The organism is Coprococcus sp. ART55/1, assembly GCF_000210595.1.
Classification (GTDB): Bacteria; Bacillota; Clostridia; order Lachnospirales; family Lachnospiraceae; genus Coprococcus; species Coprococcus aceti.
On sequence record NC_021018.1, the window covers coordinates 2,109,767 to 2,134,705 of the forward strand.

Here is a 24,939-nt window from a genome sequence, read left to right on the forward strand (position 1 = left end):
AAAACCCCTGGGAGTTGCCTCTCCCAGGGGTTTTATATCGTATACGTGGTGCATTTACAATATTCTGGTAATCATTGAAAACGCTAGAACCCCCGATTAATCTCGATATTATCAGACATTTATCGCCTTTTATGTAAAAAAACTGCAAATTCTATTTGACCATAGTCTAATTTTATAGTGTTATTTAACAAATTTTTTCTCATGTATTGTTAAAAAAAAAGGTTGATGATAGAATGAAACAGTGAAAATGGAAAAAATTATATCTATTTATCCAAGGAGGGAATGAATCAGATGAAGATGTTAGCAGATTTCGATAAGGAAGGCTTCAAGAAGGAAGTCATTACTAACGTAAAGACCCTTTTCCGCAAGCCTATCGAGGAGGCTACTCCACAGCAGGTATTCCAGGCAGTCAGCTACGCAGTAAAGGACGACATCATTGACAGATGGATTGCTACACACAAGGAGTATGAGAAGAAGAACGTCAAGACAGTTTATTATCTGTCTATGGAGTTCCTTATGGGTAGAGCACTCGGTAACAATCTTATCAACTTGACTTACTACGATGCAGTTAAGGAAGCACTTGACGAGTTAGGATTTGACCTGAACTTTATAGAGGATCAGGAGCCTGATGCCGCTCTGGGTAATGGCGGTCTCGGACGTCTTGCAGCTTGTTTCCTTGATTCATTGGCAACACTTGGTTATCCTGCATACGGTTGTGGTATCAGATACAAGTATGGTATGTTCAAGCAGGGCATCAAGGATGGATATCAGGTTGAGATGCCGGATGACTGGCTCAAGGATGGCAACCCATTCGAGGTTAAGCGTTCAGAGTACGCTGTTGAAGTTAAGTTCGGTGGATATGTCAGAGTTGAGAACAAGAATGGCAGAAACTACTTTATACAGGATGGATATCAGTCAGTTCGTGCCGTACCTTATGACCTTCCAGTCATCGGTTATGGCAACAACGTTGTAAATACACTTAGAATCTGGGATGCTGAGGCAATCCAGGAGTTCTGCCTTGACTCATTTGACAAGGGTGAGTATGAGAAGGCAGTAGAGCAGCAGAACCTTGCAAAGACTATCGTTGAGGTTCTCTATCCAAATGACAATCACTACGCAGGTAAGGAGCTCAGACTGAGACAGCAGTATTTCTTCATCTCAGCTTCAGTTCAGAGAGCAATCCTCAAGTTCAAGGAGCTCAACAAGGACATCCACAAGCTGCCAGAGAAGGTAACATTCCAGATGAATGATACACATCCAACAGTAGCAGTTGCCGAGCTCATGAGAATCCTCATGGATGAGGAAGGCCTTGAGTGGGATGACGCATGGGATATTACAACAAGAACATGTGCATACACCAACCATACGATCATGGCAGAGGCACTTGAGAAGTGGCCTATCGAGCTGTTCTCAAGACTGCTTCCACGTATCTACCAGATCGTTGAGGAGATCAACAGAAGATTCGTTCTCAAGATCCAGGAGATGTATCCAGGCAACCAGGATAAGGTTAAGAATATGGCAGTTCTGTACGATGGCCAGGTTAAGATGGCTCATCTTGCAATTGCAGGTTCTTACTCAGTAAACGGTGTTGCAGCTCTTCATACCAAGATCCTTGAGGAGAGAGAGCTTAAGGACTTCTATGAGATGAGACCAGAGCAGTTCAACAACAAGACAAATGGTATCACTCAGAGACGTTTCCTGCTTCATGCTAACCCACTTCTTGCAAACTGGATCACAGACAAGATCGGTGACGAGTGGATAACCAATCTTTCACACCTTAAGAAGCTTAAGGTATATGTGAACGATGAGAAGTGCCAGCATGAGTTTATGAACATCAAGTACCAGAACAAGATCCGTCTTGCAAAGTACATCAAGGAGCACAACAATGTGGATGTAGATCCTCGTTCAATCTTCGATGTACAGGTTAAGAGGCTTCATGAGTACAAGAGACAGCTTCTGAACATCCTTCATGTTATGCATCTGTATAACAGACTGAAGACAGAGCCAGAATTCGATATGTACCCAAGAACATTCATCTTTGGAGCAAAGGCATCAGCAGGATATAAGAGAGCTAAGCTTATCATCAAGCTCATCAACTCAGTTGCAGATGTTGTCAACAACGATGCTTCAATCGAAGGCAAGATCAAGGTTGTATTTATAGAGAACTACAGAGTATCCAATGCCGAGATCATCTTCGCAGCAGCAGATGTATCAGAGCAGATCTCAACAGCTTCAAGAGAGGCTTCAGGTACAGGTAACATGAAGTTCATGCTGAACGGTGCACCTACACTTGGAACCATGGATGGAGCAAATGTAGAGATCGTTGAGGAAGTTGGCATCGAGAACGCATTTATCTTCGGACTTTCAGCAGAAGAGGTTATGAAGTATGAGCGCGAGGGCGGCTACAACCCAATGGATATCTACAATAACAACCAGGCTGTAAGAAGAGTTCTCACACAGCTTATCGATGGTACTTATGCACCGGATGATCCGGACAGATTCAGAGATCTCTATGATTCTCTTACAAAGGAAGATGTATACTTCATCCTTAAGGACTTCGATTCATATGCAGAGGCTCAGCAGAAGGTTGATAAGGCATACCAGGATGAGAAGGGCTGGGCAAAGATGGCTATGCTCAACACAGCATGTGCTGGAAAGTTCTCATCAGACAGAACTATCGAGGAGTATGCAAAGGAGATCTGGAAGCTTAAGAAGGTTAAGGTTTCCCTTGATAAGTAATTATCAGATAGAATGAAATAACAAAATAAAGGACGGACATCATATGGTAAGGATCGTATGGTGTCCGTTTTTATTTTGCATCTGTTAATACATCCGCGCCTATGTTATGATATATATATGTTACGTTGTGATGAAAAGGGGGTTATAAACATATGAAAGGTAGAAAATTGAGACACAGACTCACGGCTCTGCTGCTCGCATTTGCAATGATATTTACAGCGGTTGCCGTACAGCCGAACTGTGATGCATTTGCAGCTACGAAGGTAAAGACGCCGGTGGCGACACATGGAAGACTGTCTGTGAAGGGGGCAGATCTGGTGGATGCCAAAGGCAAGAAATTCCAGCTCAGGGGAATCAGCACACACGGTATCAACTGGGATGTGGGATATCCTTATGTGAACAAGGCGGCGTTCAAGACTCTGAGAGACGACTGGGGAGTTAATGCGGTAAGACTTGCCATGTATACATCTGAATACAACGGCTATTGCGCGGGCGGCAGCAAAGCGGCACTTCGAAATCAGATATACAAGGGCGTGAAATATGCGACCGACCTCGGCATGTATGTGATCATCGACTGGCACATACTCAACGACGGGAATCCTATGACACAGGTTGCAGAGGCAAGAAGATTCTTTGCAACTATGGCGAAGAAGTATAAGAAACAGAAAAATATCATTTATGAGATATGCAATGAGCCAAATGGCTGCGACTGGAAGACTGTCAAGCGATATGCGTCCCAGGTCATAAAGGTCATAAGAAAGTATGACAAGAAGGCGATCATCGTAGTGGGAACGCCGACATGGTCCCAGCTCGGTTCGGATGGCACACACAATGAGGTTGCGGATAACCCTATCAAGGGCTACAAGAATATAATGTACTCACTCCATTTCTATGCAAATGAGTGGAGCCACAACCAGTATCTTCCTGCGAAGCTTGCATACGCAAGGAAGAAGGGGATAGCGGTCATAGTCACAGAGTTCGGAATGTCCGCGGCAAGCGGCGATGGAGGCATAAGCAAAGCCTACACCGGCAAATGGCTGACCAGACTCAACAAGGCGAATGTCAGCTATTTCTGCTGGAGTCTCAGCAACAAGAATGAGTCGTGTTCATTGCTTTCGTCTAAGACGAAGAAAACAAGCAGGTGGAAGACTACAGAGCTGTCTGCAGCTGGCAGATACATAAGAGCGAAATACAGAGCCCGCAAGAAGGCTCTCGGAAGCAGGGCGTAACGGGAAGCCGTGAGGAAACCGTGATATTAACAAGCAATAAAAAACAGGCGCTATATAGATCAAAGATCTGTATAGCGCCTGTTCTTGTGTTAATGGTTATATGTGAATTAAGCTACAACTGTTACGTTAGTTGCTCTCTCCTTAGAAGCGTCCTTAGGATCAGCCTCTACGTCAAATGTAACCTTCTGTCCCTCGTTAAGAGTCTTATATCCATCAGAGTTGATTGCTGAAAAATGAACAAATACGTCCTTTCCTGTCTCATCATCTGAGATGAATCCATAACCCTTTTCTCCGTTGAACCACTTAACTGTACCGTTCTTCATCACGAGTACCTCCTAAAAATGAAAATTTGTACTCAATGAAAACACTACAATATACCTTATAGAGAATACTCCAAAGAAAAGCTTACCTTATATAGCAATCGAACCGTTAATCTTGAATACGCTATTATCATATTATGTCATGTTGCATTTGTCAATAAACGATACGACTAAAATTTGCGTTAAGATTTCTCAGTAAAAAGGGTATATGAGCAGTGTAAAAACGATATATATATAAGAGGTATAAAAATGCGGGAGGGTGAAATGAGGAATGCAAAGACGATCATTATAGGGATTGCGTGTGCTATGGCACTTGCTTACATAATATCAGGAATATACGACAAGGCGGTTGGGGGAGATAACACTGACGGATCGGCAAAAAGCGGACGCAATGTGTGTATTTATGATAATGGGGAGTATTCCCTCGTGGATGTGGAAGAGTATACAGCATCGACGCTGGCGGGAATGATGAGTGACAAATGGAGCGATGAAATGCTCAAGGCGGTCGCAGTTGTGGTTAGGACCGGAATCTATTACCAGATGGATGAAAATGACAGAAATTCCGCCACACAGGGGCAGACAAAGAATCTTATAAATGAGTCCCAGCTCCGGGAGATAAGATATACGGAATCGCAGCTCAAGAAGAAATGGGGAGGCGAGTGCTCCGGGATAATGAGAAGGGCGGAGAAGGCGGTGTATGCGACCGGTGGACAGGTTATGAAATACGGTGGAGAGGTAATACTTCCGGCGTATCATATGATAAGTACAGGGCATACTGTGAGTGCACAGGAAATATATGGGCATGACATACCGTATCTCAGGCAGGTGGCAAGTGATGTGGATCAGATGGCGGAGGACTTTTCGACCACTGAGATATACAGCGGGGACAGGCTTCAGAAGATATTCAGAAAATGGATAGACGCTGACAATATGACGGATGAGGTCAAGGTTATGACAGCCACAGAATCTGGATTTGCACAGACCATAAATGTATTTGGGAGCGAGCTGGAGGCTGATGTTTTCAAAGAACAACTGGGACTTGCCTCGACGAATATACACATAGATAAGGTTAAGGATGGATACAGGATCATAACGGTGGGCGTTGGAGATTCTCTGGGAATGTCACTGTATGGGGCGTCTGTATTGGCGGAAAATGGAGAGAAGTATGATCAGATCCTCAGGTATTATTATACTGGAATAGAGATTGCAAAATAAAGGTTGATAAAAAATATTTACACATTCAAATCATCTGTATATAAGTGCCAATAAGTGGACATGATACAGATGAGGTGATGAATATGAAGAAATTTTTGGGCGGCATAAAGAAGAATATATTTTATATCTCGCTCATCACAGGCATGGCAGTGCTTGTGACAGTGCTCGGACTTTATAACGCACAGACCAATTCAAAGGAGAAGACCATAACAATAGGACAGAATACGCCGAATGACAGTACGACGGAAGCCGATGCGAAGGAAGCTTTGAACGATAAGAAAAATGATAAGAACAGCGGAGTGTCGGATGAAGGTACATCAGAGCAGAAAGATATTGAGACGGATAATACCATAGAGGATTCCGCTGCATCCACAGCGGAGAGTGAGAGTGCTGAGACTGGAGCTTCAGGAGTTTCAAATGACAGCCTGCATTACGATCCAAAGGATAGCATATCATGGCCTATAAATGGCAATGTGATAATTCCTTACAGCATGGATACGACAGTGTATTTTGAGACACTCAAGGAATACAAGTGCAGCCCTGCAATGGTAATTGAGGCGCAGACGGGCGATGAGGTCAAGGCTGTATATGAGAGCAAGGTAGCGGAGGTCTCAAGCAACCCAGAGCTGGGCAATTACGTCAAGCTTGAGCTTGGAGACGGCTACACCGTGACACTTGGACAGCTTCAGGATGTGAAGGTTGCACTTGGCGAGCATCTGGATGCCGACCAGGTAGTGGGAACCGTTGGCGAGCCAAGCAGATTCTACAGCGAGGAAGGAAGCAATCTCTATTTTGCAGTCGAGAAGGACGGCAATCCTGTGGATCCGATGCTGCTTATACAGTAGATGGAGGGTTGGACAGGTTGTTAATTTGTATCTTTTGCGAGGATAACACAGCGTTTTGCGACAATCCCGTGGCGGGATGAAGAAGATAGGTCATATAAACAAAAAAGCCCCACAATATCTAAAATAGATATTGTGGGGCTTTTGCACTATATACTTACGTATATTTTCTTAAATGTGCTTTATAATCCACGGTCTATATTAGCCCATTACAACCTCTACTGAGTGAGTCTTGCCATCGCCAAATGCTGGGATAACGTTGCCCTCGATAGCGTTGCCATCAACGAGTACGCTCTTAACGCCCTTGTTGATGTGAGCTGGGTTAGAAACCTTGATGTCGTATGTAGCACCACGGAACTGACGTGTAGCTGTCATTCCATCCCATGCAGCAGGAATTGATGGATCGATCTTCAGACCATCGAAGTCTGCTGAGATACCAAGGATGTACTGTGATATAGCTACCATGTTCCAAGCAGCAGTACCAGTCAGCCATGAGTTCTTACCCTGACCGAAGTGGTTGCCCGGCTTGCCGATATCAGATCCGGCATCCTTACCACCGATCATCTGGCCGTATACATATGGCTCAGTCTTGTGTATATCTGATGTCTCCTCAGTGAAAGCTGGAGCTATCTCTGAGTAGTACTTAAATGCCTGATCACCGGCACCTGCGTAAGCAGCAGCACAGATGATCCATGCATTGTTATGTGTGAAGATTCCGGCATTCTCCTTGTATCCACCTGGGTATGTAGAAATCTCACCATACTGGATGTAATACTTTGTAAATGCTGGGTTGTTGAGTACAAGTCCGTGCTGTGTATTAAGTCTCTCATCGATTGCAGCAAGAGTCTTCTTGTCGCAGCCCTGATCCTTACCGATGTCTGACATGATAGCGAATCCCTGTGGCTCGATGAAGATCTGACCTTCCTCGCACTCCTTGGATCCCATCTTCTCACCGTTTGCATCGTAAGCTCTGAGGAACCAGTCGCCGTCCCATGCTGACTCCATGATGTTGGCCTTCATCTTGTCGATCTCAGCCTGAGCAGCATCAGCCTCAGCGTCCATTCCAAGGTGCTTAAGGATAGCAACGTAGTTAGGACCTGCATATGTGAAGAGTGTAGCAACCATAACTGACTCAGCAACCTTTGAGTATCCACCCTCAGCAGCGAACTTAGGGTTGGTGTATGTCTGGAAGCTCTCACCTGGTGTATCTGAGAAGCATGAAAGGTTGATACAATCGTTCCAGTCAGCTCTCATTGCAAGTGGAAGTCCGTGTGGTCCAAGGTTGTTCACGATCTTGTAGAATGAAACCTTGAGGTGGTCAAGCATAGGCTTTGCAATTGACATATCGTTGTCATATGGAACCATCTCGTCAAGGATGCCCCAGTCGCCAGTCTCCTTGATATAAGCTGAAACTGAAAGGATCAGCCATAATGGATCATCTGAGAAGTCTCCACCGATATCTGCGTTACCCTTCTTGGTAAGTGGCTGGTACTGATGGTAGCATCCACCGTCTGGGAACTGTGTTGAAGCTATATCGATGATTCTCTCTCTTGCACGATCAGGGATCTGATGAACAAATCCAAGCACATCCTGGTTGGAATCACGGAATCCCATACCACGGCCGATACCTGACTCGAAGTATGAAGCTGAACGTGAAAGGTTGAATGTAACCATACACTGATACTGATTCCAGATGTTGACCATACGGTTAACCTTGTCATCAGGTGTGTTAACGTTGAGAATGCTCAACAGTCTGTTCCAGTGCTCCTTGAGCTCCTCAAGACCTGCAGCAACCTTCTCAGGAGTGTTGTACTTCTCGATCATCTCGAGAGCCTTTACCTTATTGATAGTCTTGCCGTCTGCCTCGAACTTCTGGTCAACAGGCATCTCAACATATCCAAGTATAAATACAAGAGTCTTTGTCTCGCCTGGAGCAAGAGTGATCTTCTTGTAGTGTGAAGCGATAGGCGACCATCCATCAGCAAATGAATCATTTGACTTGCCAGCCTCAACAGCCTGTGGGTTGTGGAAGCCATTGTAAAGTCCGATGAATGAATCTCTGTCTGTATCGTAACCATCGATCTCGTCATTCACTGTGTAGAATGCGAAGTGGTCACGTCTGTCTCTGTACTCTGTCTTGTGGTAGATAGTTGATCCGACAACCTCTACACGACCTGTACTGAAGTTTCTCTGGAAGTTGGTGCAGTCATCCTGTGCATCCCAGAGACACCACTCCTCAAATGAGAAGAATGAGAATGTCTTCTCCTCTGAGCCTTCATTTGTAAGAACGACCTGCTGAACCTCTCCAGCGTAGTTCTGAGGAACAAAGAAAGTAACCTCAGCCTTAAGGTCATTCTTCTTACCTGTGATGATTGTATATCCCATACCATGACGGCACTGATACTCGTCAAGCTCTGTCTTTACCGGTGACCATCCCGGATTCCATATTGTACCATTGTCGTTGATATAGAAATAACGTCCGCCCATATCTATAGGCACGTTGTTATAACGATATCTTGTGATTCTACGAAGACGAGCGTCCTTGTAGAAGCTGTAACCTCCTGCAGTGTTGGAGATCAGTGAAAAGAAATCCTGTGTTCCAAGGTAGTTGATCCAAGGATAAGGAGTTCTAGGAGATGTGATGACATACTCCTTGTTGGCATCATCAAAATAACCAAATTTCATGTAGCATATACCTTCCTTCCAATGTTTTGTGAAGGCTTCCAGATGGCTATGCCAGCCCCCCTCGAAGCCGCTTTTGTATCGACTTGTGCTAAATTCTCCCTTAAAGTCAGCCATACACTCTGATTATATAATAAAAGACTTTAAAACACAACAAAGTTATAGTGAAAATTGCACAATTACTAAATGTATTAATTCCTGTATTTGAGTAATTAATTGATGCTTATGCTGTGTTATACTGTGTAATATCAAAACAGTATAGGAGTTATTTACTATGGGAAAAAATGAAACTAAGAATTATGTAGGCGGAAGCGGAATGGATGATATGGAGCTGGACGAGCGTGATATACAGCTTATGGAGGAGAGCAGAAAAGAAGGCAAAAAGAAGCTGTTTATAGCACTTGGTGCGATCGTGTTAGCAGTGATAGTAGTGGTGATATACATAGTTGTCAGAAAAAATATGACCGGAAAATCAGAGAGCGAGGATCTGATAAAGACCTACATGGAGGGCCTTGAGGAAGCGGATCTTGACAAGGTGGAGAGTGTTATGGATCCTGATACCATAGACAGCGATTCGTCAAAGGATCTGGTCACTGTGTTCCAGACTTATAAAGAAAATAATATAGAATATACAGTCAGCTATACCATGGGTGATGGGCATGTGGCAGAGTCCAGCGATCTGGCGGCAGTCAGCAGCACTGTATATGGAAAGACCCAGAAGGAAGCAGGTATATCAAAGGGTTATGTCATTCCAGTTACCGGAAAGATAATGATGACATTCCAGGGTCAGACTTCACCGTATGATCTGGACATGGATATCATTTGTTATGAGAAGGATGGAGAGTGGTATCTCGGCGGAACAGTTATGACTACGGGAGATACGACTACAGATGATACGACAGAGTAGTCACGAGAAGGATAATTGCTGGATACAGATATTGAATACAGAAACTGAATATATGGACATGGATACATGAACAGACGACAAATGGTGCGGATATTAAATGTAATATTCGCACCATTTGCTGTCTTCTGCCAGTGTGCAGCTATCTCTCTTGATGAGCTTGCACTGGAGCTCAATTCTTGTGACTCCCTTGTGACCGCCCTTGAGTCTGTCCATTAGAAGCTGCAGGGCGAAGTGCCCCATGTCCGTCTTGGATATCTCCACGGTGGTCAGCATCGGAGTTGTGTACTGGGCTTCCTCGATACCGTCGCTGGATATGATGGAAGGAGTGTAATACCTGTTCTTGCATTTGGCAAGGTACTTCAGCATCCCTATGGCCGTTATGTCATTGGCACAGTATATTCCGGTTGGGCTCTTGTCGGACTTCATGAAGTGTTCCATGGCCTCAAATCCTTCAACCTCGCTGAGCTTTGTGTTGATGACGTAGTCCGTGTCGATATCAAGTCCATGATCGTGAAGAGTTTCAAGATATCCTTTGTAGCGGGCCTCGTTATTGCAGTTTCCCACATATCCGATATTCTCATGTCCAAGAGATATGAGGTATTCAACCGCTGTTCTGGCAATCTGGCTACCGTTGCAGATGACCTCATCCACCTCGCCGTTTGCAGAATCCCTGTTGACATACACTGTGCTGCGATAGCACTGGCTGAGCTTCTTCAGGGCTGCGCGGTTGCATTTTCCGATGACAATAAGTCCGTCGTTGTGGCCATCCGCTTCCTCGCACATCCTGCGGATTACAGAATCCACGTTCTCATACCTGCATCTCCTGTCGTCGGAGAAGATGGACCGATACCATACCTTGGACAGGATGCATCCGTTCTTGTGGATCTCACTCTCTATGACATGCAGCAGTTCTGTAAAGAATGGGTCCGACGTGGCAGAGTCCATTCTGGTCATGAGCACATTTATATAGTAGGTTTTCTCCACAGTCGCGCCTTTTCCATTCTTGAGCTGGCGGGCAGACTGGTTTGGCGTGTAGTTGAGCTTCATAGCTGCGTTCCAGATCTTATCCCTGAGCCATGCGCGGAGCTCCTTTCTGACCTTTGCATCTATAGCGGCAAATGGCTCATCGAGAAGCAGGAGCTGTGGCTGGGTGGCAAGAGCTCTGGCAAATGCGACCCTCTGACGCTGGCCTCCCGACAACTGCCTTGGGTATCGTTTCTCAAGGCCCTTCAGTCCAACCAGTTCTATCAGCTCCGTTACTCTGTCGCGGATCTCTAACTTTGGGTATTTCTGTATCTTCATTCCAAATGCGATATTGTCATACACTGTCTTGTATCTGAACAGCGCGTAATTCTGGAATACGAAGCCAATCTCCCTCTTGCTGGCGGGAATGTCATTTACTTTTTTGCCATCTATGTATATGTCCCCTGAGTCCGCGGTCTCGAGTCCTGCAAGTATGCGGAGGATAGTGGTCTTGCCGCTTCCACTTGGACCCAGAAGTCCGATGAGCTTTCCTTTCTCAATGGAGAAACTGACATCATCGGATGCCCTGTAATCTCCAAATGTTTTATTGATGTTTCTGAGCTCTACGTATGAATGTGTATCTGCAGGTGTATTCATATCATATACCTCCCTCTTTATTTCCTCTGTGTTCAAGTATGTTTCTAAGTATCAGTATGATGATTGCCATGATGACCAGTATGGACGACATGGCAAAGGCTCCTGTGAAGTCAAATGCCTGGTACAGCAGCTCGATATAGAGTGGCATGGTGTTGGTGAGTCCTCTGAGATGTCCCGAGAGAACTGACACAGCTCCAAATTCACCCATGGCCCTTGCGGAGCACAGTACAATTCCGTACAGCAGAGCCCAGCGTATGTGGGGGAGTGTGATCTGTGAGAATATCTGTATCCCGAGCTTTTCAAGGTATGGATACAGGAAGCTCTGCCTGCCAAATGTAAGTACGAATATAAGGCCCGCGATGATCGGGGATATGGTAAGCGGCAGATCGATGAGCGTTGATATGATCTTTTTGCCCCGGAAGGTGAATTTGGTTATGAGCCACGCGGCATAAAGTCCGAAAATTGTGTTGACCACCACCGTGATGACTACGACCTTCAAGGTGAGAAGTATTGACTTCACTGCGTAGCTGGACAGAACTCTCGGTCTGGTGATGGTCTGCCAGAATTCGGATAGTGACAGTCTGGCTGAGAATACCACCAGAGAGCACAGGGGGATCACCACTATAATTCCGAGGATTGCCATTACTATTCCAAATGACAAACCGAATCCCGGTATGATGCTTTTACTTTTCTTTTTTGCGTGTGTGTGCCGATGTGTCATGTCTCAGTCATTCCTTTCCTGTATGTATTATCTGGATTTCCCGCCAGACTGCCATTTCAAATTAATTCTTTTCCTCGTATATGGAGTCAAAGAGCCCTCCGTCCGCGAAATGCTTTTTGCTGGCCTCTGTCCAGCCTCCGAAGTGTGATATGTCTGTGAGGTCAACATTTGTTATGATCCATTTGCCGTCCTGTGGCAGCTCCGATATGGTGTTGCTCTGTCCCTGATATTCGAACTGCTTCAGGATATCCTGATCTGATGGTCTGTAGTACCACTCTGCCTCAAGCTTCTGTGCCTCGTCGGAATACAGGTAGTTCAGATATTCGGTTGCGACATCCCTTGTGCCTCTCTTGTCAACCACCTCGTCGACTACTGAGACTGTAGGTTGGCACAGTATAGATACGGAAGGAACCACGATCTCGTACTCACCAGGATGCTCATCCAGTGAGAGGAACGCCTCGTTCTCCCATGCGAGAAGCACATCGGCCTGAAGCCCATTTGCCACCTCAAGCGCCTGCTTTCCTGAACCACCGTGTGACTGAACAACTGATACGTCCTGTCCCTTTTCCTCTTTCCAGTGCTTTGCAAATAAATCGTTGTACGCTGCGTATAGCTCTCTGGTTGGGTCGTAGGATACGTTCGTTATCTCAATAGCGCCCGCTGAGTCAGATGAGCTGCCGGTTGAGTTAGATGCTGCGCTCACACCGCATCCTGACAGAACTCCAATTCCAAGTGCTGTGACTGCGAGTAATGTTGCCAATTGTTTCTTCATAATCTTCTTCCTCTCTTTTTTTAATTTCCCGTTTTCATATCGGGTATGTATGCAATATATGCTTGTAAATGCTGGAAATCAAAAGAAAAGAGTGAAAACGTTGTCACATGGAAAAACATAGAAAAACAGCACGTCAGGTTGTCCTGACGTGCTGCCTTATTGAACTTTTCGGTATTATTTCTTCTTCATACCTGAAATTATGATTATCACAAACGAGATTAGAATGGTCGCAAGCACTGTTATAAGGATTATGAGCTGAAGGTTATGTACCTTACTCTTACTCTTATCAGTGGAAGCGTAGCTGCCCACGGTGAGTGTGCTCTTTTCTGTTGTGACCTCAGTGGTTGTCTCGGTTGTGGTACGCTCTATCGTGGATATCTCAGTTGTGGTCGCCTCGGTCGTCACAGGGGTAAATGTATTTCTATACTCTGTGGTGACCTCGGTCGTACTTGCCGTTGTCGCCTCGGTTGTGGCTCTGGTAGTTGTCTGTGTGGTTGCGGAAGTCTCCTTCTTGGACACTGTAAATGTTGTCACAGCATCTCCGGTCTTGGATCTGATGGTTATGGTGTGGCTTCCGACCGAGAGGGATTCAAGATAGCTCGTCTTGAGCTCGATTATGATGCTTCCCTCTTTCTTGTTGTAATATGAAGGGTCAAGTTCCTTGTCATCTATGAGGACACAGACAAAGTCAGCGTACTCAGCGTTCGATCTGAACTTGATAGTGTTCTTGCTGGCCTTGCTCCATTTGCTTCCCTTGCCGCCGATAATCTCGGGTGCTGCCTTGTCGATGACTGTGTCAGCCTTGCTTATCTCCTTTGTACAGCCCTTGTTGCTGAAATATTTCTTGCAGGCTGAGCAATACCAGTATTCTATATTGCCCTTGCTGGAGGTGGTTGCTGCTACATAATCAGTCTTCTTAAGGTCTGTGTGGTTCGTTGTGCTGAGTTTGCCGTAGCTCTTGCCGCACACAGAGCACACTGCCTTCTTCTGGCAGGTTGCGGTTCCGCCGGAGCAGTCCTGGATGACCTTATATCCACAGCCCTTGTTCTTGCACTTGCGGGAATGGGTTTTGCCGTTGCCATCACTTGTCCAGTTGCCGAGGTCGTGGCTGCTCTTGCCCTCTACGACGATCTCACCGCAGTAGCGGCATTTCTGAGGTGTCGTGCAGTCACCGTCGTCGGTTTCTGCGGTGTGTTTCTTGTTTACTGTTACAGTCAATTTGGTTTCATTTCCCGCCTTGTCGGATACGATGATGGTCTGCTCACCATCTGTGGCTTCCAGAGCAAGTGAGTGATCGTCGTCAAGGGATTTCTCCTCGCCGTTCACTGTGACCTTTGCCAGATGGGATTCCTTCACGGTCATCACGGCTGACAGGCAGTAAGTCTCTCCGTCGGCGATTCCTGTGACCTTTGGCGCATGTGTGTCGATGATGAAACCATCTGTGGATAAGTATGTTGTTTTGCCGTCCTCTGATGAAAGCTTTGCGTATATAACATATTTGCCCTCGTCCTTTATGGAAAATGCTTTCTTATACTTGGTAAATGTTGCTGCACCCAGATCGTCCGATGACAGAGCTGAGTCGCTTATCAGGTAGCCGACTGTGATGGAAGGGTCGGAGTTGTTGTCACAGGTGATGGTAACCTTCTGGGTCTTGTTGTAATACTGCTCAAATGATGATACATCCTGGAGAACGTTCCAGCTCTTATCGCCCATGCTGATGGTGCCTGTAGGAGCAGAGTCTGATTTCCACATCGCATAAAATACCAGGTTTCTTTTAGCCGATGAGTCATCAGTATCGGAATACTCATATCCGTTATCTGCCGCCTTCTCAAAGGAAGAGGTGTATATGATGTTCACGGTCTTGCCTGATCCGTCGGACTTCGTGTTCCAGCCCTTGAACTCATAGCCCTCACGGGTCGGTGGGTAGTCGTTCAGTGCCACGCCATATCCTGATCCTGCTACATCAAAGTCATATGTTCCGCTGTCCGCATCTCCGAGCTTGCCTCCATTTGCATTCAGTGTGAAGGTGAGCCCTGAACCGGAGAAGCTGTCCTTGGTGTACATCGCTGTCAGCTTTATACGGTTTGTAGACTGGAAGTATGATGTGTCAATGCTGGTGACCTTTGTCTTGTCATTGTACCATCCTGTGAATGTAAAGCCGTCTTTCTCCGGCTTGTACTTTGACAGGTCAACAGTCGTAAATTCTGCTGATGGGCTGCTTATCACAGTGGAAGTCTCCCCTGATAATTGTCCTCCTGCTGCATCCAACTCCAGATAGTATGTGTCTGGATCGTCGGTATCTTCTGCAAATGCTGTGAAGCATGTCATACAGAACATTGCCGCGAAAACCAGTAAAAATCTAAGTATCTTTTTCATAGAATCCCTCCTTGCATATGGTATTATAATAATTTTATTATACCGTGGGGAGAAAAACAACGAGACAGGGGAAAAATTAATAATATGAAAGAACGGCCTCCGCCGGGAGACCGTTCCATAGAAAATGTCATGTTTTATGCCATTGTGAATATTCTTTCTTTTACTGTCTTGGACTCGCCTGGAGCAAGCTCTGTGTAGCCTGTGATCTCCGGTGCTCCTGAGAGATTTGGAGCGTCAATATTCCAGCTCATTGGCTCAGGACAGAAGTAACCCTTGTCGCCGTGATCGTTCCACATGATCCAGAACTTCATTGTGTCGTCAACCTCATAGCAGACCTTCTTGCCTGTGGCAACATCAGTTGCGTATACTCCGTAGAAAGGCTTGCCGTCCAGCTCGTTCATCTCCGCTGTGTAGAGATCGTTGTCGATGTCCTTCAGAACAGGTACCATGGTTCCGTTCTTGTACTGGAGATCGTAATCTGTTATAGGAAGGTTCTTCTCTGTAGGGATAGCGTGCTCATCAAGCTCCCATTTGTCTCCAACAGGTACACAGAGACGTACATCCTCGCCCTTTCCTGTGCTTGTGAAAGGCCCCTTAAATGCAACGTGGTTACATACGCCGTACGGCATCTGCTTGTCGGAGAGGTTGGTGAGTGTGAACTCGTAGTGCATACCGTCCGGAGCAAGAGTGAATGTGAAGTCTGCTCTGAAGCTCACAGGGTATGTAGCGAAAAACTCATCCTTCTCATCATATACATATGAAGTCTTGCCGATGGCCTTGTCTCCATCCACTGACACGCTCTCTATGCTGTGGTTTCTGAGATGAAGAAAACCGTGGAGATGGTTGCCGAGAGGATCATTGCATGGGAAATGATACATGGCATCGGAGGTTCTTAAGTTGCCGTGTGACAGTCTGTTAGGGAGATACAGGGTAGGCATTCCGTAGATCTCTGCTGCTGCTTTGAGCTGTGCAGGAGTCAGGGAAGGATCGTTCCTGAATATATCAATATCCAGAGCTGTGTTCTCCATCTTCATAATGTTGCTTCCGTTAAATGGTGCGATCAGTGCACGGTAATCGCCTGATATAAGTTCAATACAAGTCTCGCCCTTGTAGTCTATTGTACGTGCTGTAGTGTTCATCGTGTTCTCCTCTTCTATAAATATGTTGTGTTTAAGTTGTATGCTGAAATCCACAAAAACATTGAACTTTCCTATGTGAAATAGTAACACGGAAAAAATTGTATGGCAACAATGAGGTTCACAAAACGCGGCGTTCTTGATTATTTTATCATTAATTGCTATACTATCATAGGATATTTTGCGAAAGACATGAAAGTTAGTTAATTCGGAGGTCGAAGGTGACTAAGAATAATAACACTGATTATAGAAAAAAGATATACAGAAAGCGGCATCACCGCAGAATGAAACTCGTCGAGAGCGGAATAGGAGTGGTCGTCGCAGTCATAATGATATTTGCGCTTGGACAGGGCAACCTGAAAAAGAATGTGAACGGCCAGGAGGAGTTCCAGCCTGAGAGCGGAACATCGGCAGATATAAGTGAGAGCAGCAGTCAGGATATGTCATACAGTGACACGGAGGAGGCTGCACAGCAGTATCTGGCAACTGCGGAGGATGCGGCCATTCCGGATCAGCGAAATGGTCAGTATGTACAATTTGTCAATTACACCAACCCTGATGTGAGCGGCAAGGGAGCGGACAAATATGACAGCAATATATACATGCCGGCGAATGCCACGGATGACCAGTATTTCTCGACATCTCTGCTCATAGGTGATTCCAGAGCCGAGGCGCTGGGACTGTACAGCGGTGTAGACAACTGGGATATGTGTGTAGCGAAGAATCTGGACATAGAGAAGGTCTCTAATACCAAGATGTTCACCTGCGATTCAGGAGAACAGTGTACGGTTGTCGAGATGCTTGGCATGAAGAACTATGAGAATATATACATTTCATTTGGGCTTGAGGAGCTTTCGTGGTATAACGAGCGGTACATGTCGGCCTACAAGACTTTACTGGATCAGATCTCCCAGTTACAGCCTGCGGCAAATGTATATGTGATGTCAGTACTTCCTGTATCGGCGGAGCTTTCATCAAAAGACCAGGTGTATAACAACCCGGGTGTGGACAAGCTCAATTCTCTCATGCAGGAGATGTGTGGCAGCTACGATCAGGTGATCTATCTCGATGTGGCTCACAGCGTGTCTGTGGATGGTGTTCTGCCGGAGAATGCGGGAATAGATGGAAAACATTGTAATAAGAAATATTGTCTCAAGATGATGGACTACATCAGAAAGAACGTGTATGTCAGGAGATAGTGGAGACGGAGGCATATGATAAAAAGAAAAATATATTTGTTTGCATGCTGTCTGATGATCTGTTCGCTTGCGGGATGCGCAGGAAATGGAGACGACGAGGCAGATACGCCGGATGTGCACTCTCTGGCTGATATGCTCATGCAGAACGTGAAGTTTGAGGATTCCGTGGAGGAGGTCTCCTCTGAGACGGCGCTCAGATATTATGGTATAGACAGCGTTCAGGTGCAGGACAGTGCAGTGTACATGTCAACGGGAGCCACCGCCGAGGAGCTCGCAGTATTTCAGGCGTCGTCAACGGTCGATGCCCAGGGCATACTGGCGGATATGAAGAAAAGACGCGACTCACAGTTGCAGATGTACCTTGATTACAAATCGTCGGAGGCCGCCAGACTTGATGATGCGGTTCTGTATGTGCATGATACATTTGTGGTATACATGGTGTCCGATGACAGCGAAACGGCACAGGGAATAATAAGTGATTATCTGGAATGATCTTCCGGGTGATCATTTTTTTTGTCTGCATTTCCTTGTGTAACACTGGGACAGATCATTCATATTATAGTAATAAATCCGCTGTCAATAAAATAAGATAAATAAAGAGCGCTGTATGCGGTTGTAATTTTATGCACTGGCATGTATTATTATGTATAATGTATACAATATACAAAATACGAACAATTGACAGCTTGAGATATCAGCACTGTGGTGCGTTGCGCCACAGTGACTGAAAGTGGCTGAAAATGAGTTGAAGGTCAATAGAGAAAGAGGTATAGACATGGCAAAACAGAATTGGAAACCAGGAAATATGTTGTATCCGGTTCCGGCAGTTATGGTGAGCTGCCAGAGACCAGGAGAGAAGCCAAACATAGTGACGATAGCGTGGGCCGGTACCATATGCAGCGATCCTGCAATGGTGTCCATATCGGTGCGTCCGGAGAGATATTCCTACGACATAATCAAGGAGACAGGAGAATTTACCATAAATCTCGTCACCGAGAAACTGGCATTTGCAACTGATTATTGTGGTGTGAAGTCAGGAAGAGACGTGGATAAATTCAAGGAGATGAACCTCCATGCATGTGACGGCGTGAATGTGTCATGCCCGGCTATAGAGGAGAGTCCGGTGAACGTAGAGTGCAAGGTAAAGCAGGTAGTTGAGCTTGGATCCCACCACATGTTTATCGCTGAGGTGGTCGGAGTCCAGATAAGTGATGAATACATGGATAAGACCGGCAAATTCAACCTCAACAGCACGGGACTTGTCGCATATTCACATGGAGAGTATTTTGCACTTGGCGACAAACTCGGCAAATTTGGATATTCTGTTAGAAAAAAGTGATCGCAGGCTGAAAAGCTGCAGGGGAAATGTCACGGACAGGAGAGAAAATGGAAATATCATTAAAGGCATATGGAAAGATAAACCTCGGTCTCGACGTGGTCAGGAGACGTGAGGATGGATATCATGAGGTGAAAATGATCATGCAGACGGTCGATCTGTGGGATGAACTGACATTTTGCGATGTCACCACAGACGAGATCGTTATAACATCGGATTCGTCGGAGCTGCCGGATGTGAAGGATAACATCATATACAAGGCGTGCCGGATGATGAAGGATATATATGGAATAGACAAGGGTGTTCATGTAACCGTGGATAAACACATACCGGTTGCAGCCGGAATGGCAGGGGGAAGCGCTGATGCAGCGGCAGCCCTCAAGGCGATGAATATGCTGTTTGGACTGAACCTTTCCGATGAACAGCTCATGGAACATGGAGTGAAGCTCGGCGCAGATGTGCCTTACTGTATCATGCAGGGTACGGCACTCTCGGAGGGAATAGGAGAGATCCTTACACCACTTCCATCTATGCCGGACTGCCTGATCGTCATAGCGAAGCCAGCGATCGGAGTGTCCACAAAATGGGTATACCAGAACCTGAAGGTGGATCTGCTGGAGGAGCATCCAGATATCGATGGCATGGTGGATGCACTCAAGACCGGAGATCTGAAGGGAATAACAGACAGAATGGCAAATGTGCTCGAGACGGTTACGATACCTGCAAATCCTGTGATAGATTCAGTCAAGAAGCTCATAGCGGAGAACGACTCCATGGGAGTGCTCATGAGTGGCAGTGGGCCGACAGTGTTCGGAATATATGACAACAGGGATAAAGAACTGGCACAAAGGGTAGTAGATATGCTGCGTGAAAAGGACGAGATACAGGCTGCGTATGCCGTCAACCCGTATAACATAAGAAGAGGTATGTGATGGATCTTAGATTGAATATGGATGAGTACCTGCCTCTTCGAGAGGTAGTGTTTAAGACTTTGAGGAATGCTATAGTTCATGGTGAGTTTGAGCCGGGGGAGAGACTTATGGAGGTCACTCTTGCGAAGAGGCTTGGCGTAAGCCGTACCCCTGTCAGGGAGGCCATGAGAATGCTTGAGCTTGAAGGGCTTGTGGTCATGATCCCGAGAAGGGGAGCAGAGGTTGCTAGGATAACGGCAAAGGATCTGAGCGATGCGCTTGAGATCAGGATGGCGCTTGAGGATCTTGCGGCAGGGCTTGCCTGCAAAAGGATAGACGACGAGGGAAAAGAGCGGTTGAAGCAGTCCTATGCCGACTTCAAGAAAGCGGTAAGCTCCAAGATAATCCCGGAGATAGTAGATGCGGATGTTGCATTTCACAATACTATAATGGACATGACGAACAATCCGAGACTGATCAGCATGTCCCAGAGTCTTCGTGAGCAGGTGTACAGATACCGCGTGGAGTATGTAAAGGATTTCAGCTATCACGACAAGCTTATAGCGGAGCATGAGGCTCTCATGAATGCGATAATAGCCAGGGATGAAGAGAAAGCCAAGGAGATAACCCGTATACATATATACGATCAGGAACAGATCGTGATCGCAAATGTTGTCATAGCACAGAAATAACAATATGCATAATAATAAATACCTGTATAAGAGGCGGAATGCGTGAAAACGTGTTCCGCCTTTTTACGTGTATGTCTGAATAAAAACTCATCCGTTGGACAAGATAGATTACAGAAGATAAACGGTATGTTGGAGGTGTTTACGGCGGACAATGGCTTCAATCAGTAAAAAAATAGACGAAAACATCACACAAATTGAGACAATGTTCGGTAACTGGAGCGATATCGTGGAGCGAAGGTTTGATCTGGACCGCTGTGCCTGGGGAGATGATCCGGCAATATACGTGGTGTATATAGATGGACTGTGCGATCATGAGTTGATTGAGAACACATTAATAAAACCAATAACCTGGGAATGGCGGAATAAAGACACGGCAGATCTGTGGGAGCATATAATCTCCTGCGAGGGTCAGACGGCGGATTATACCCAGGAAAGTGACATGGACAACGTTGTCAGGGCGGTTCTCAGGGGGGATACGGCTATATTTGTATCCGGGAGCGATCAGGCAATAGTAGTGTCATCGAAACATTTCCCTGTGAGAGGTATAGAGGAAAGCTCCACCGAGGGAGGAATGAGAGGGCCGAGGGACAGCTTCAATGAGAACTTTAGGACATCCACAGCTCTGATAAGGAGAAGGATCAAGGATGTACATCTGAAGCTGGAACAGGGGACAATGGGCGTCAGATCCAGAACAGAGTACGGGATATTCTATATGGAAGATATAGCGGAGCCTGAGCTGGTACAGCAGATAAGGGACACCATCGATAAGTATGAGATAGATGCGGTGTTTGACAGCGGTATGGCTGAACATCTGATGGAGAAGAAATGGCAGGAGATATTTCCGATATACCAGGCGACCACAAGACCTGACAAGGCGGCCGCGGCTCTGGTGGAGGGCAGGGTTGTCGTTGTGTTTGACAATTCCCCTGAGGTCATAATTGCTCCAGCCACCATCAACACTCTGTTTCAGACGGCGGACGATTATTATAACAGATGGCCGGTGGCGACATTTGCCAGAATGATAAGGTATGTGGCGGCGTTCATTGCGGTGGGACTGCCGGGACTTTATATTGCGATCACCTGTTATCACAGGGAACTGATACCCGACAAGCTTCTGTATGCGATAGCCGATGCGAGAAGCCAGCTATCGTTCCCCGTTGTAGTTGAAGTGCTGATAATGGAGCTTTTGTTTGAATTGCTCCGGGAGGCCGGGATACGACTGCCGAGCCAGCTTGGAAATACGATAGGAGTGGTTGGCGGTCTGATAGTTGGTCAGTCAGCCGTGGAGGCGGGGATAGTCAGCACAATGGTTGTGATAGTTGTGGCACTCACGGCTATAGCTTCATTTGCCATTCCGAATGAGGCGTTTGCGTCTGTTTTCAGATTGCTTAAGTTTGTAATTATAATCACCAGCGCATTTTATGGAATACTTGGATTTATCCTTGCGATGCTGGTTCTCGTGTTTCATCTTGCATCCCTGGACAGCTTTGGCGTGCCGTATATGTCCCCTGTCGTGACCTGTGGATACACTGGCGAGGGATATAAGGACTTTGTTGTCCGCGTGCCTATAAAGAAAATGATCAACAGACCTAAATGGAGCAATCCTGACGAGCGGTGCAGGTTGGTCAGAAAGAGAAAATAGATATGAATGATAAATATAATGTGACGTTTTCTGCCTTTTTTAAGATGGCTTTGCTTGTTTTGCCAGGGATGATAACTTTTGTAGCTACATTAATACCCTCATATTTTGGAAGAAATTGCCTGATTTTGTCACTTTTTTTGACGCTATGCATGGCTTTTGCTTACGTGATAGCACTATATATTGTATACATGAAGATTGATGAGAGAGGGAACAGCGAAAGCGGTAAAGTCAAAAATAGGACTATTGAATTGATTTATGGGGCGAGAACTGCCGTTAGGATGGGCTTGCTGCTGTTTGTCCTTGCCGAGTGTTCCAGGCAGTTGATGTTGAAAAGATACACGGTAATTGCTATCTCAATCCCCTTGTTGTTTGCATGTCTGTATATGGGTAGCCGTGGCACAAGGGGGATGGTCAGGTTTGCGGAGTCCGTGTTCTGGTTCGCTGTCGCGGCGGGGGCTGTGGTCATTCTGTCTTCTGTGAGTAACCTTGATCTGTCAGTGCTTAAGACTGTGACTGAGATAGGAGACGAGGGCGGGGCGAATCTCACCATAAGCCGTGTCATGGCTAGGGGAGGACTGCTTTTTCTTGGATTCTCGGCTATGGAGACGGTGGTGCTGGTGTATATACACGTCATTCGGAGGCGAAGAGGAATGTTGTGTGCAGCCGTAGGCACAAGTACCATAATAGGCATTATGTGTTCGATAATTGTGATATGTACACTGGGCACGGGTGCGCTCATGGCTAAGGAGAAAAATATACTATATATAGTGGGAGCCATGGAACTGCCTGGCGGAGTGAAGCTCAGGCCGCTCATGCTGGTGTGTTACCTTGTCATCGTGTTCGGTGTGATGGCACTGGTTCCAAATGTCATAGGTGGATGGGGCGCTGTGGACAGACTGGGTGTTCGGCACAGATGGCTGTGGAAGACATTGTGGGCAGTCCTTGCATTTGCCGTATGCCTGTGGGCCGGGATGCTGCCCGGACAGCAGGACCGTATAAAGATCATCTCCGGATATCTTATTCTGGTGGATGTACCCCTATCGATAATATTGCCGGCGGCATCACTTGCCGGGAAATGGCCTGTAAAAAAATCTGCCGGACTGGCGGCGGTGTTATTGACGGCGTGTATATTGAGTGGGTGTGAATACAAGCCGGTGGAGGATGTGGACTATGTGAATGCGGTCATCATAGAGCGCAGCACGGAGGAGCCTGCCGGCGGCGGGCTGAGATACAGTCTGGTCATAACAGGACTGGACGACGATGAGGATTCCCTGACCGAGGAGGGGGTGTACCAGGTGGACGCCGGTTCATTTGCCGATGCTTGCAGAAGTTATAATGAGAGTCATGCGAAGTCCCTCGATACGAGTCATGTGGAGTATATAGTAGCGGAGGATACCCAGGTAATGAACGAGGCTGCAGCCGAACTTGAGAAGGAATTTGCTACAAGCTATGTGACTGTGGTGATAGAACAGAATATACTGGAGAAATCCGGGGATAACAATACAAATGAATATCTTAAGACACACTATGAAGGCCAGTGTCTGGCGACATACGCGAGAGATGGGATAGGTGAATAGAGACTTAGATGATCAGGAGGTATTGTTTATGTGGAGAATGTTCAGGGCGGCCATACTGGGTGTCCTCATAGGAATTGTCGGCGGTGTGATATTTGGACAGGTTTCTTATGTGAAGAAATATAAGGATAAGGTGTCGAGGGAGATAATGGCGGATGCGGTCATGTACAACAATTCACTGGATGACAGTGGAAGGGTCATAAGGCTTAAGGTCGATTATGATGGCGATATGAAGTCTGAGGATGAGAGAGATGAGCTTGAGAGCTATGTGGGCAACACAGTCATGAAGCAGATCGGCATGTGGCTTGGGAACGACTACAATGAGAATCTGAGTTATATACAGATGCGCCACAATCTTGTCATGGCGATGGAGGATATAAATGACATTGCCCAGAGCGCGGCAAATGCGTGGGGCGTGGATGCCGATGCAAACTCCGGATTTTCTTATGAGTATTTTGGCGATTCCGGGGAGGACTGTCCGCCCGGAATGTATGAGACATTATGTATAGATCTGGGGGATAAGTGACGTTGAAAAGTTGATTCCCAGGTGTTATACTTTGACCTGTGGTGTGCCCCGGGTGCACCGCGGATTAAAGTATAAGGAGCACATGTCATGGCTAAGGAAAATTTGGTTGTAATATTTGGAGGAAGATCATCAGAGCATGAGGTTTCATGTATATCGGTACAGACAGTTGCCAAGGGGGTTGATCTTGAAAAGTATAATATGACATTGGTTGGCATTACCAAGGATGGAAGATGGTTAAAGGCAGATAATATAGAGAGTATAGCGGATGGAAGCTGGTATGACAGCAAGGTCACAGCAGTGATCTCACCGGACACCAGAAGAGAGCTTATAGTTTTCTCCGATGCAGGTGTGGAGCGCCAGAAGGTGGACGTCATATTCCCTGTACTTCACGGTATGTATGGCGAGGATGGAACTATACAGGGATTGTTCGAAATGGCAGATATTCCATATGTTGGATGTGGCGTTCTGGCATCGGCAGCATCCATGGATAAATTCTATAC

20 protein-coding genes and 2 pseudogenes are annotated in these 24,939 nt (G+C 46.2%); 14 read left to right on the forward strand and 8 right to left on the reverse strand.

Annotated features, from left to right (window positions below):
• Window positions 1-297 precede the first annotated feature (297 nt).
• Both CCU_RS09500 and CCU_RS09505 read left to right on the forward strand, forming a co-directional pair.
• A complete protein-coding gene (locus tag CCU_RS09500; RefSeq protein ID WP_055222480.1) occupies window positions 298-2,739 on the forward strand; it encodes a glycogen/starch/alpha-glucan phosphorylase in 2,442 nt (813 codons plus the stop codon).
• Between the two features lie 152 nt (window positions 2,740-2,891).
• Window positions 2,892-3,968 (forward strand): glycoside hydrolase family 5 protein, encoded by a 1,077-nt coding sequence (locus CCU_RS09505; RefSeq protein WP_015534470.1) that lies wholly within the window; start codon window positions 2,892-2,894, stop codon window positions 3,966-3,968.
• A gap of 107 nt (window positions 3,969-4,075) precedes the next feature.
• Here the strand turns inward: CCU_RS09505 and CCU_RS09510 are convergent, their stop codons facing one another.
• Complete coding sequence (locus CCU_RS09510; RefSeq protein ID WP_015534471.1) at window positions 4,076-4,291, reverse strand: cold-shock protein; 216 nt, start codon at window positions 4,289-4,291, stop codon at window positions 4,076-4,078.
• A gap of 246 nt (window positions 4,292-4,537) precedes the next feature.
• On the opposite strand from CCU_RS09510, the gene CCU_RS09515 reads away from it, so the two are divergent.
• On the forward strand, window positions 4,538-5,503 hold the full coding sequence (locus CCU_RS09515) for a SpoIID/LytB domain-containing protein (protein ID WP_015534472.1): 966 nt from the start codon (window positions 4,538-4,540) through the stop codon (window positions 5,501-5,503).
• Window positions 5,504-5,586: 83 nt separating this feature from the next.
• The gene (locus CCU_RS09520) at window positions 5,587-6,348 is read left to right on the forward strand and encodes a M23 family metallopeptidase (protein ID WP_015534473.1); all 762 of its coding nucleotides are present in this window, start codon (window positions 5,587-5,589) and stop codon (window positions 6,346-6,348) included.
• A 198-nt stretch (window positions 6,349-6,546) separates the two neighbouring features.
• Here the strand turns inward: CCU_RS09520 and CCU_RS09525 are convergent, their stop codons facing one another.
• The gene (locus CCU_RS09525; protein WP_015534474.1) at window positions 6,547-9,030 is read right to left on the reverse strand and encodes a GH36-type glycosyl hydrolase domain-containing protein; all 2,484 of its coding nucleotides are present in this window, start codon (window positions 9,028-9,030) and stop codon (window positions 6,547-6,549) included.
• 271 nt (window positions 9,031-9,301) lie between these two features.
• Between CCU_RS09525 and CCU_RS09530 the strand changes: the two genes are divergently transcribed.
• Window positions 9,302-9,934: a hypothetical protein gene (locus CCU_RS09530; protein ID WP_015534475.1), complete on the forward strand. Its 633-nt coding sequence runs from the start codon at window positions 9,302-9,304 to the stop codon at window positions 9,932-9,934.
• 93 nt (window positions 9,935-10,027) lie between these two features.
• Here CCU_RS09530 and CCU_RS14790 read toward each other — a convergent pair whose 3' ends face one another.
• The 6 genes and pseudogenes from CCU_RS14790 to CCU_RS09560 form a co-directional block, all read right to left on the reverse strand.
• Window positions 10,028-10,981, reverse strand: a complete 954-nt coding sequence (locus CCU_RS14790) for a LacI family DNA-binding transcriptional regulator (RefSeq protein WP_172682084.1) — start codon at window positions 10,979-10,981, stop codon at window positions 10,028-10,030.
• A 12-nt stretch (window positions 10,982-10,993) separates the two neighbouring features.
• A pseudogene (locus CCU_RS14795) lies at window positions 10,994-11,554 on the reverse strand (sulfate/molybdate ABC transporter ATP-binding protein); the annotation flags it as partial.
• Between the two features lies 1 nt (window position 11,555).
• Window positions 11,556-12,275: an ABC-type sulfate transport system, permease component gene (locus CCU_RS09545; RefSeq protein WP_015534477.1), complete on the reverse strand. Its 720-nt coding sequence runs from the start codon at window positions 12,273-12,275 to the stop codon at window positions 11,556-11,558.
• A 61-nt stretch (window positions 12,276-12,336) separates the two neighbouring features.
• On the reverse strand, window positions 12,337-13,047 hold the full coding sequence (locus CCU_RS09550) for a substrate-binding domain-containing protein (RefSeq protein ID WP_015534478.1): 711 nt from the start codon (window positions 13,045-13,047) through the stop codon (window positions 12,337-12,339).
• 174 nt (window positions 13,048-13,221) lie between these two features.
• Entirely contained in the window at window positions 13,222-15,423 is a 2,202-nt protein-coding gene (locus CCU_RS09555) for an InlB B-repeat-containing protein (RefSeq protein WP_015534479.1), read from the reverse strand.
• Between the two features lie 134 nt (window positions 15,424-15,557).
• A complete protein-coding gene (locus CCU_RS09560; RefSeq protein ID WP_015534480.1) occupies window positions 15,558-16,562 on the reverse strand; it encodes an aldose 1-epimerase in 1,005 nt (334 codons plus the stop codon).
• 218 nt (window positions 16,563-16,780) lie between these two features.
• Here CCU_RS09560 and CCU_RS09565 point away from each other — a divergent pair, with 218 nt between their 5' ends.
• The 9 genes and pseudogenes from CCU_RS09565 to CCU_RS09605 form a co-directional block, all read left to right on the forward strand.
• Window positions 16,781-17,758, forward strand: coding sequence for a hypothetical protein (locus CCU_RS09565; RefSeq protein WP_208896149.1), 978 nt, complete (start codon window positions 16,781-16,783; stop codon window positions 17,756-17,758).
• A gap of 15 nt (window positions 17,759-17,773) precedes the next feature.
• A complete protein-coding gene (locus CCU_RS09570; protein ID WP_015534481.1) occupies window positions 17,774-18,250 on the forward strand; it encodes a DUF4358 domain-containing protein in 477 nt (158 codons plus the stop codon).
• A 283-nt stretch (window positions 18,251-18,533) separates the two neighbouring features.
• A complete protein-coding gene (locus CCU_RS09575) occupies window positions 18,534-19,097 on the forward strand; it encodes a flavin reductase family protein (RefSeq protein WP_015534482.1) in 564 nt (187 codons plus the stop codon).
• A gap of 47 nt (window positions 19,098-19,144) precedes the next feature.
• Window positions 19,145-20,026 (forward strand): 4-(cytidine 5'-diphospho)-2-C-methyl-D-erythritol kinase, encoded by an 882-nt coding sequence (gene ispE, locus CCU_RS09580; RefSeq protein ID WP_015534483.1) that lies wholly within the window; start codon window positions 19,145-19,147, stop codon window positions 20,024-20,026.
• The gene (locus CCU_RS09585; RefSeq protein WP_015534484.1) at window positions 20,026-20,697 is read left to right on the forward strand and encodes a GntR family transcriptional regulator; all 672 of its coding nucleotides are present in this window, start codon (window positions 20,026-20,028) and stop codon (window positions 20,695-20,697) included. The genes ispE and CCU_RS09585 overlap by 1 nt, the downstream gene beginning before the upstream one ends.
• A gap of 151 nt (window positions 20,698-20,848) precedes the next feature.
• On the forward strand, window positions 20,849-22,339 hold the full coding sequence (locus CCU_RS09590; RefSeq protein ID WP_015534485.1) for a spore germination protein: 1,491 nt from the start codon (window positions 20,849-20,851) through the stop codon (window positions 22,337-22,339).
• 383 nt (window positions 22,340-22,722) lie between these two features.
• Window positions 22,723-23,916, forward strand: a complete 1,194-nt coding sequence (locus CCU_RS09595) for a hypothetical protein (RefSeq protein ID WP_156327885.1) — start codon at window positions 22,723-22,725, stop codon at window positions 23,914-23,916.
• A gap of 28 nt (window positions 23,917-23,944) precedes the next feature.
• On the forward strand, window positions 23,945-24,439 hold the full coding sequence (locus CCU_RS09600) for a hypothetical protein (RefSeq protein WP_015534487.1): 495 nt from the start codon (window positions 23,945-23,947) through the stop codon (window positions 24,437-24,439).
• 87 nt (window positions 24,440-24,526) lie between these two features.
• A pseudogene (locus CCU_RS09605) lies at window positions 24,527-24,939 on the forward strand (D-alanine--D-alanine ligase A); the annotation flags it as partial.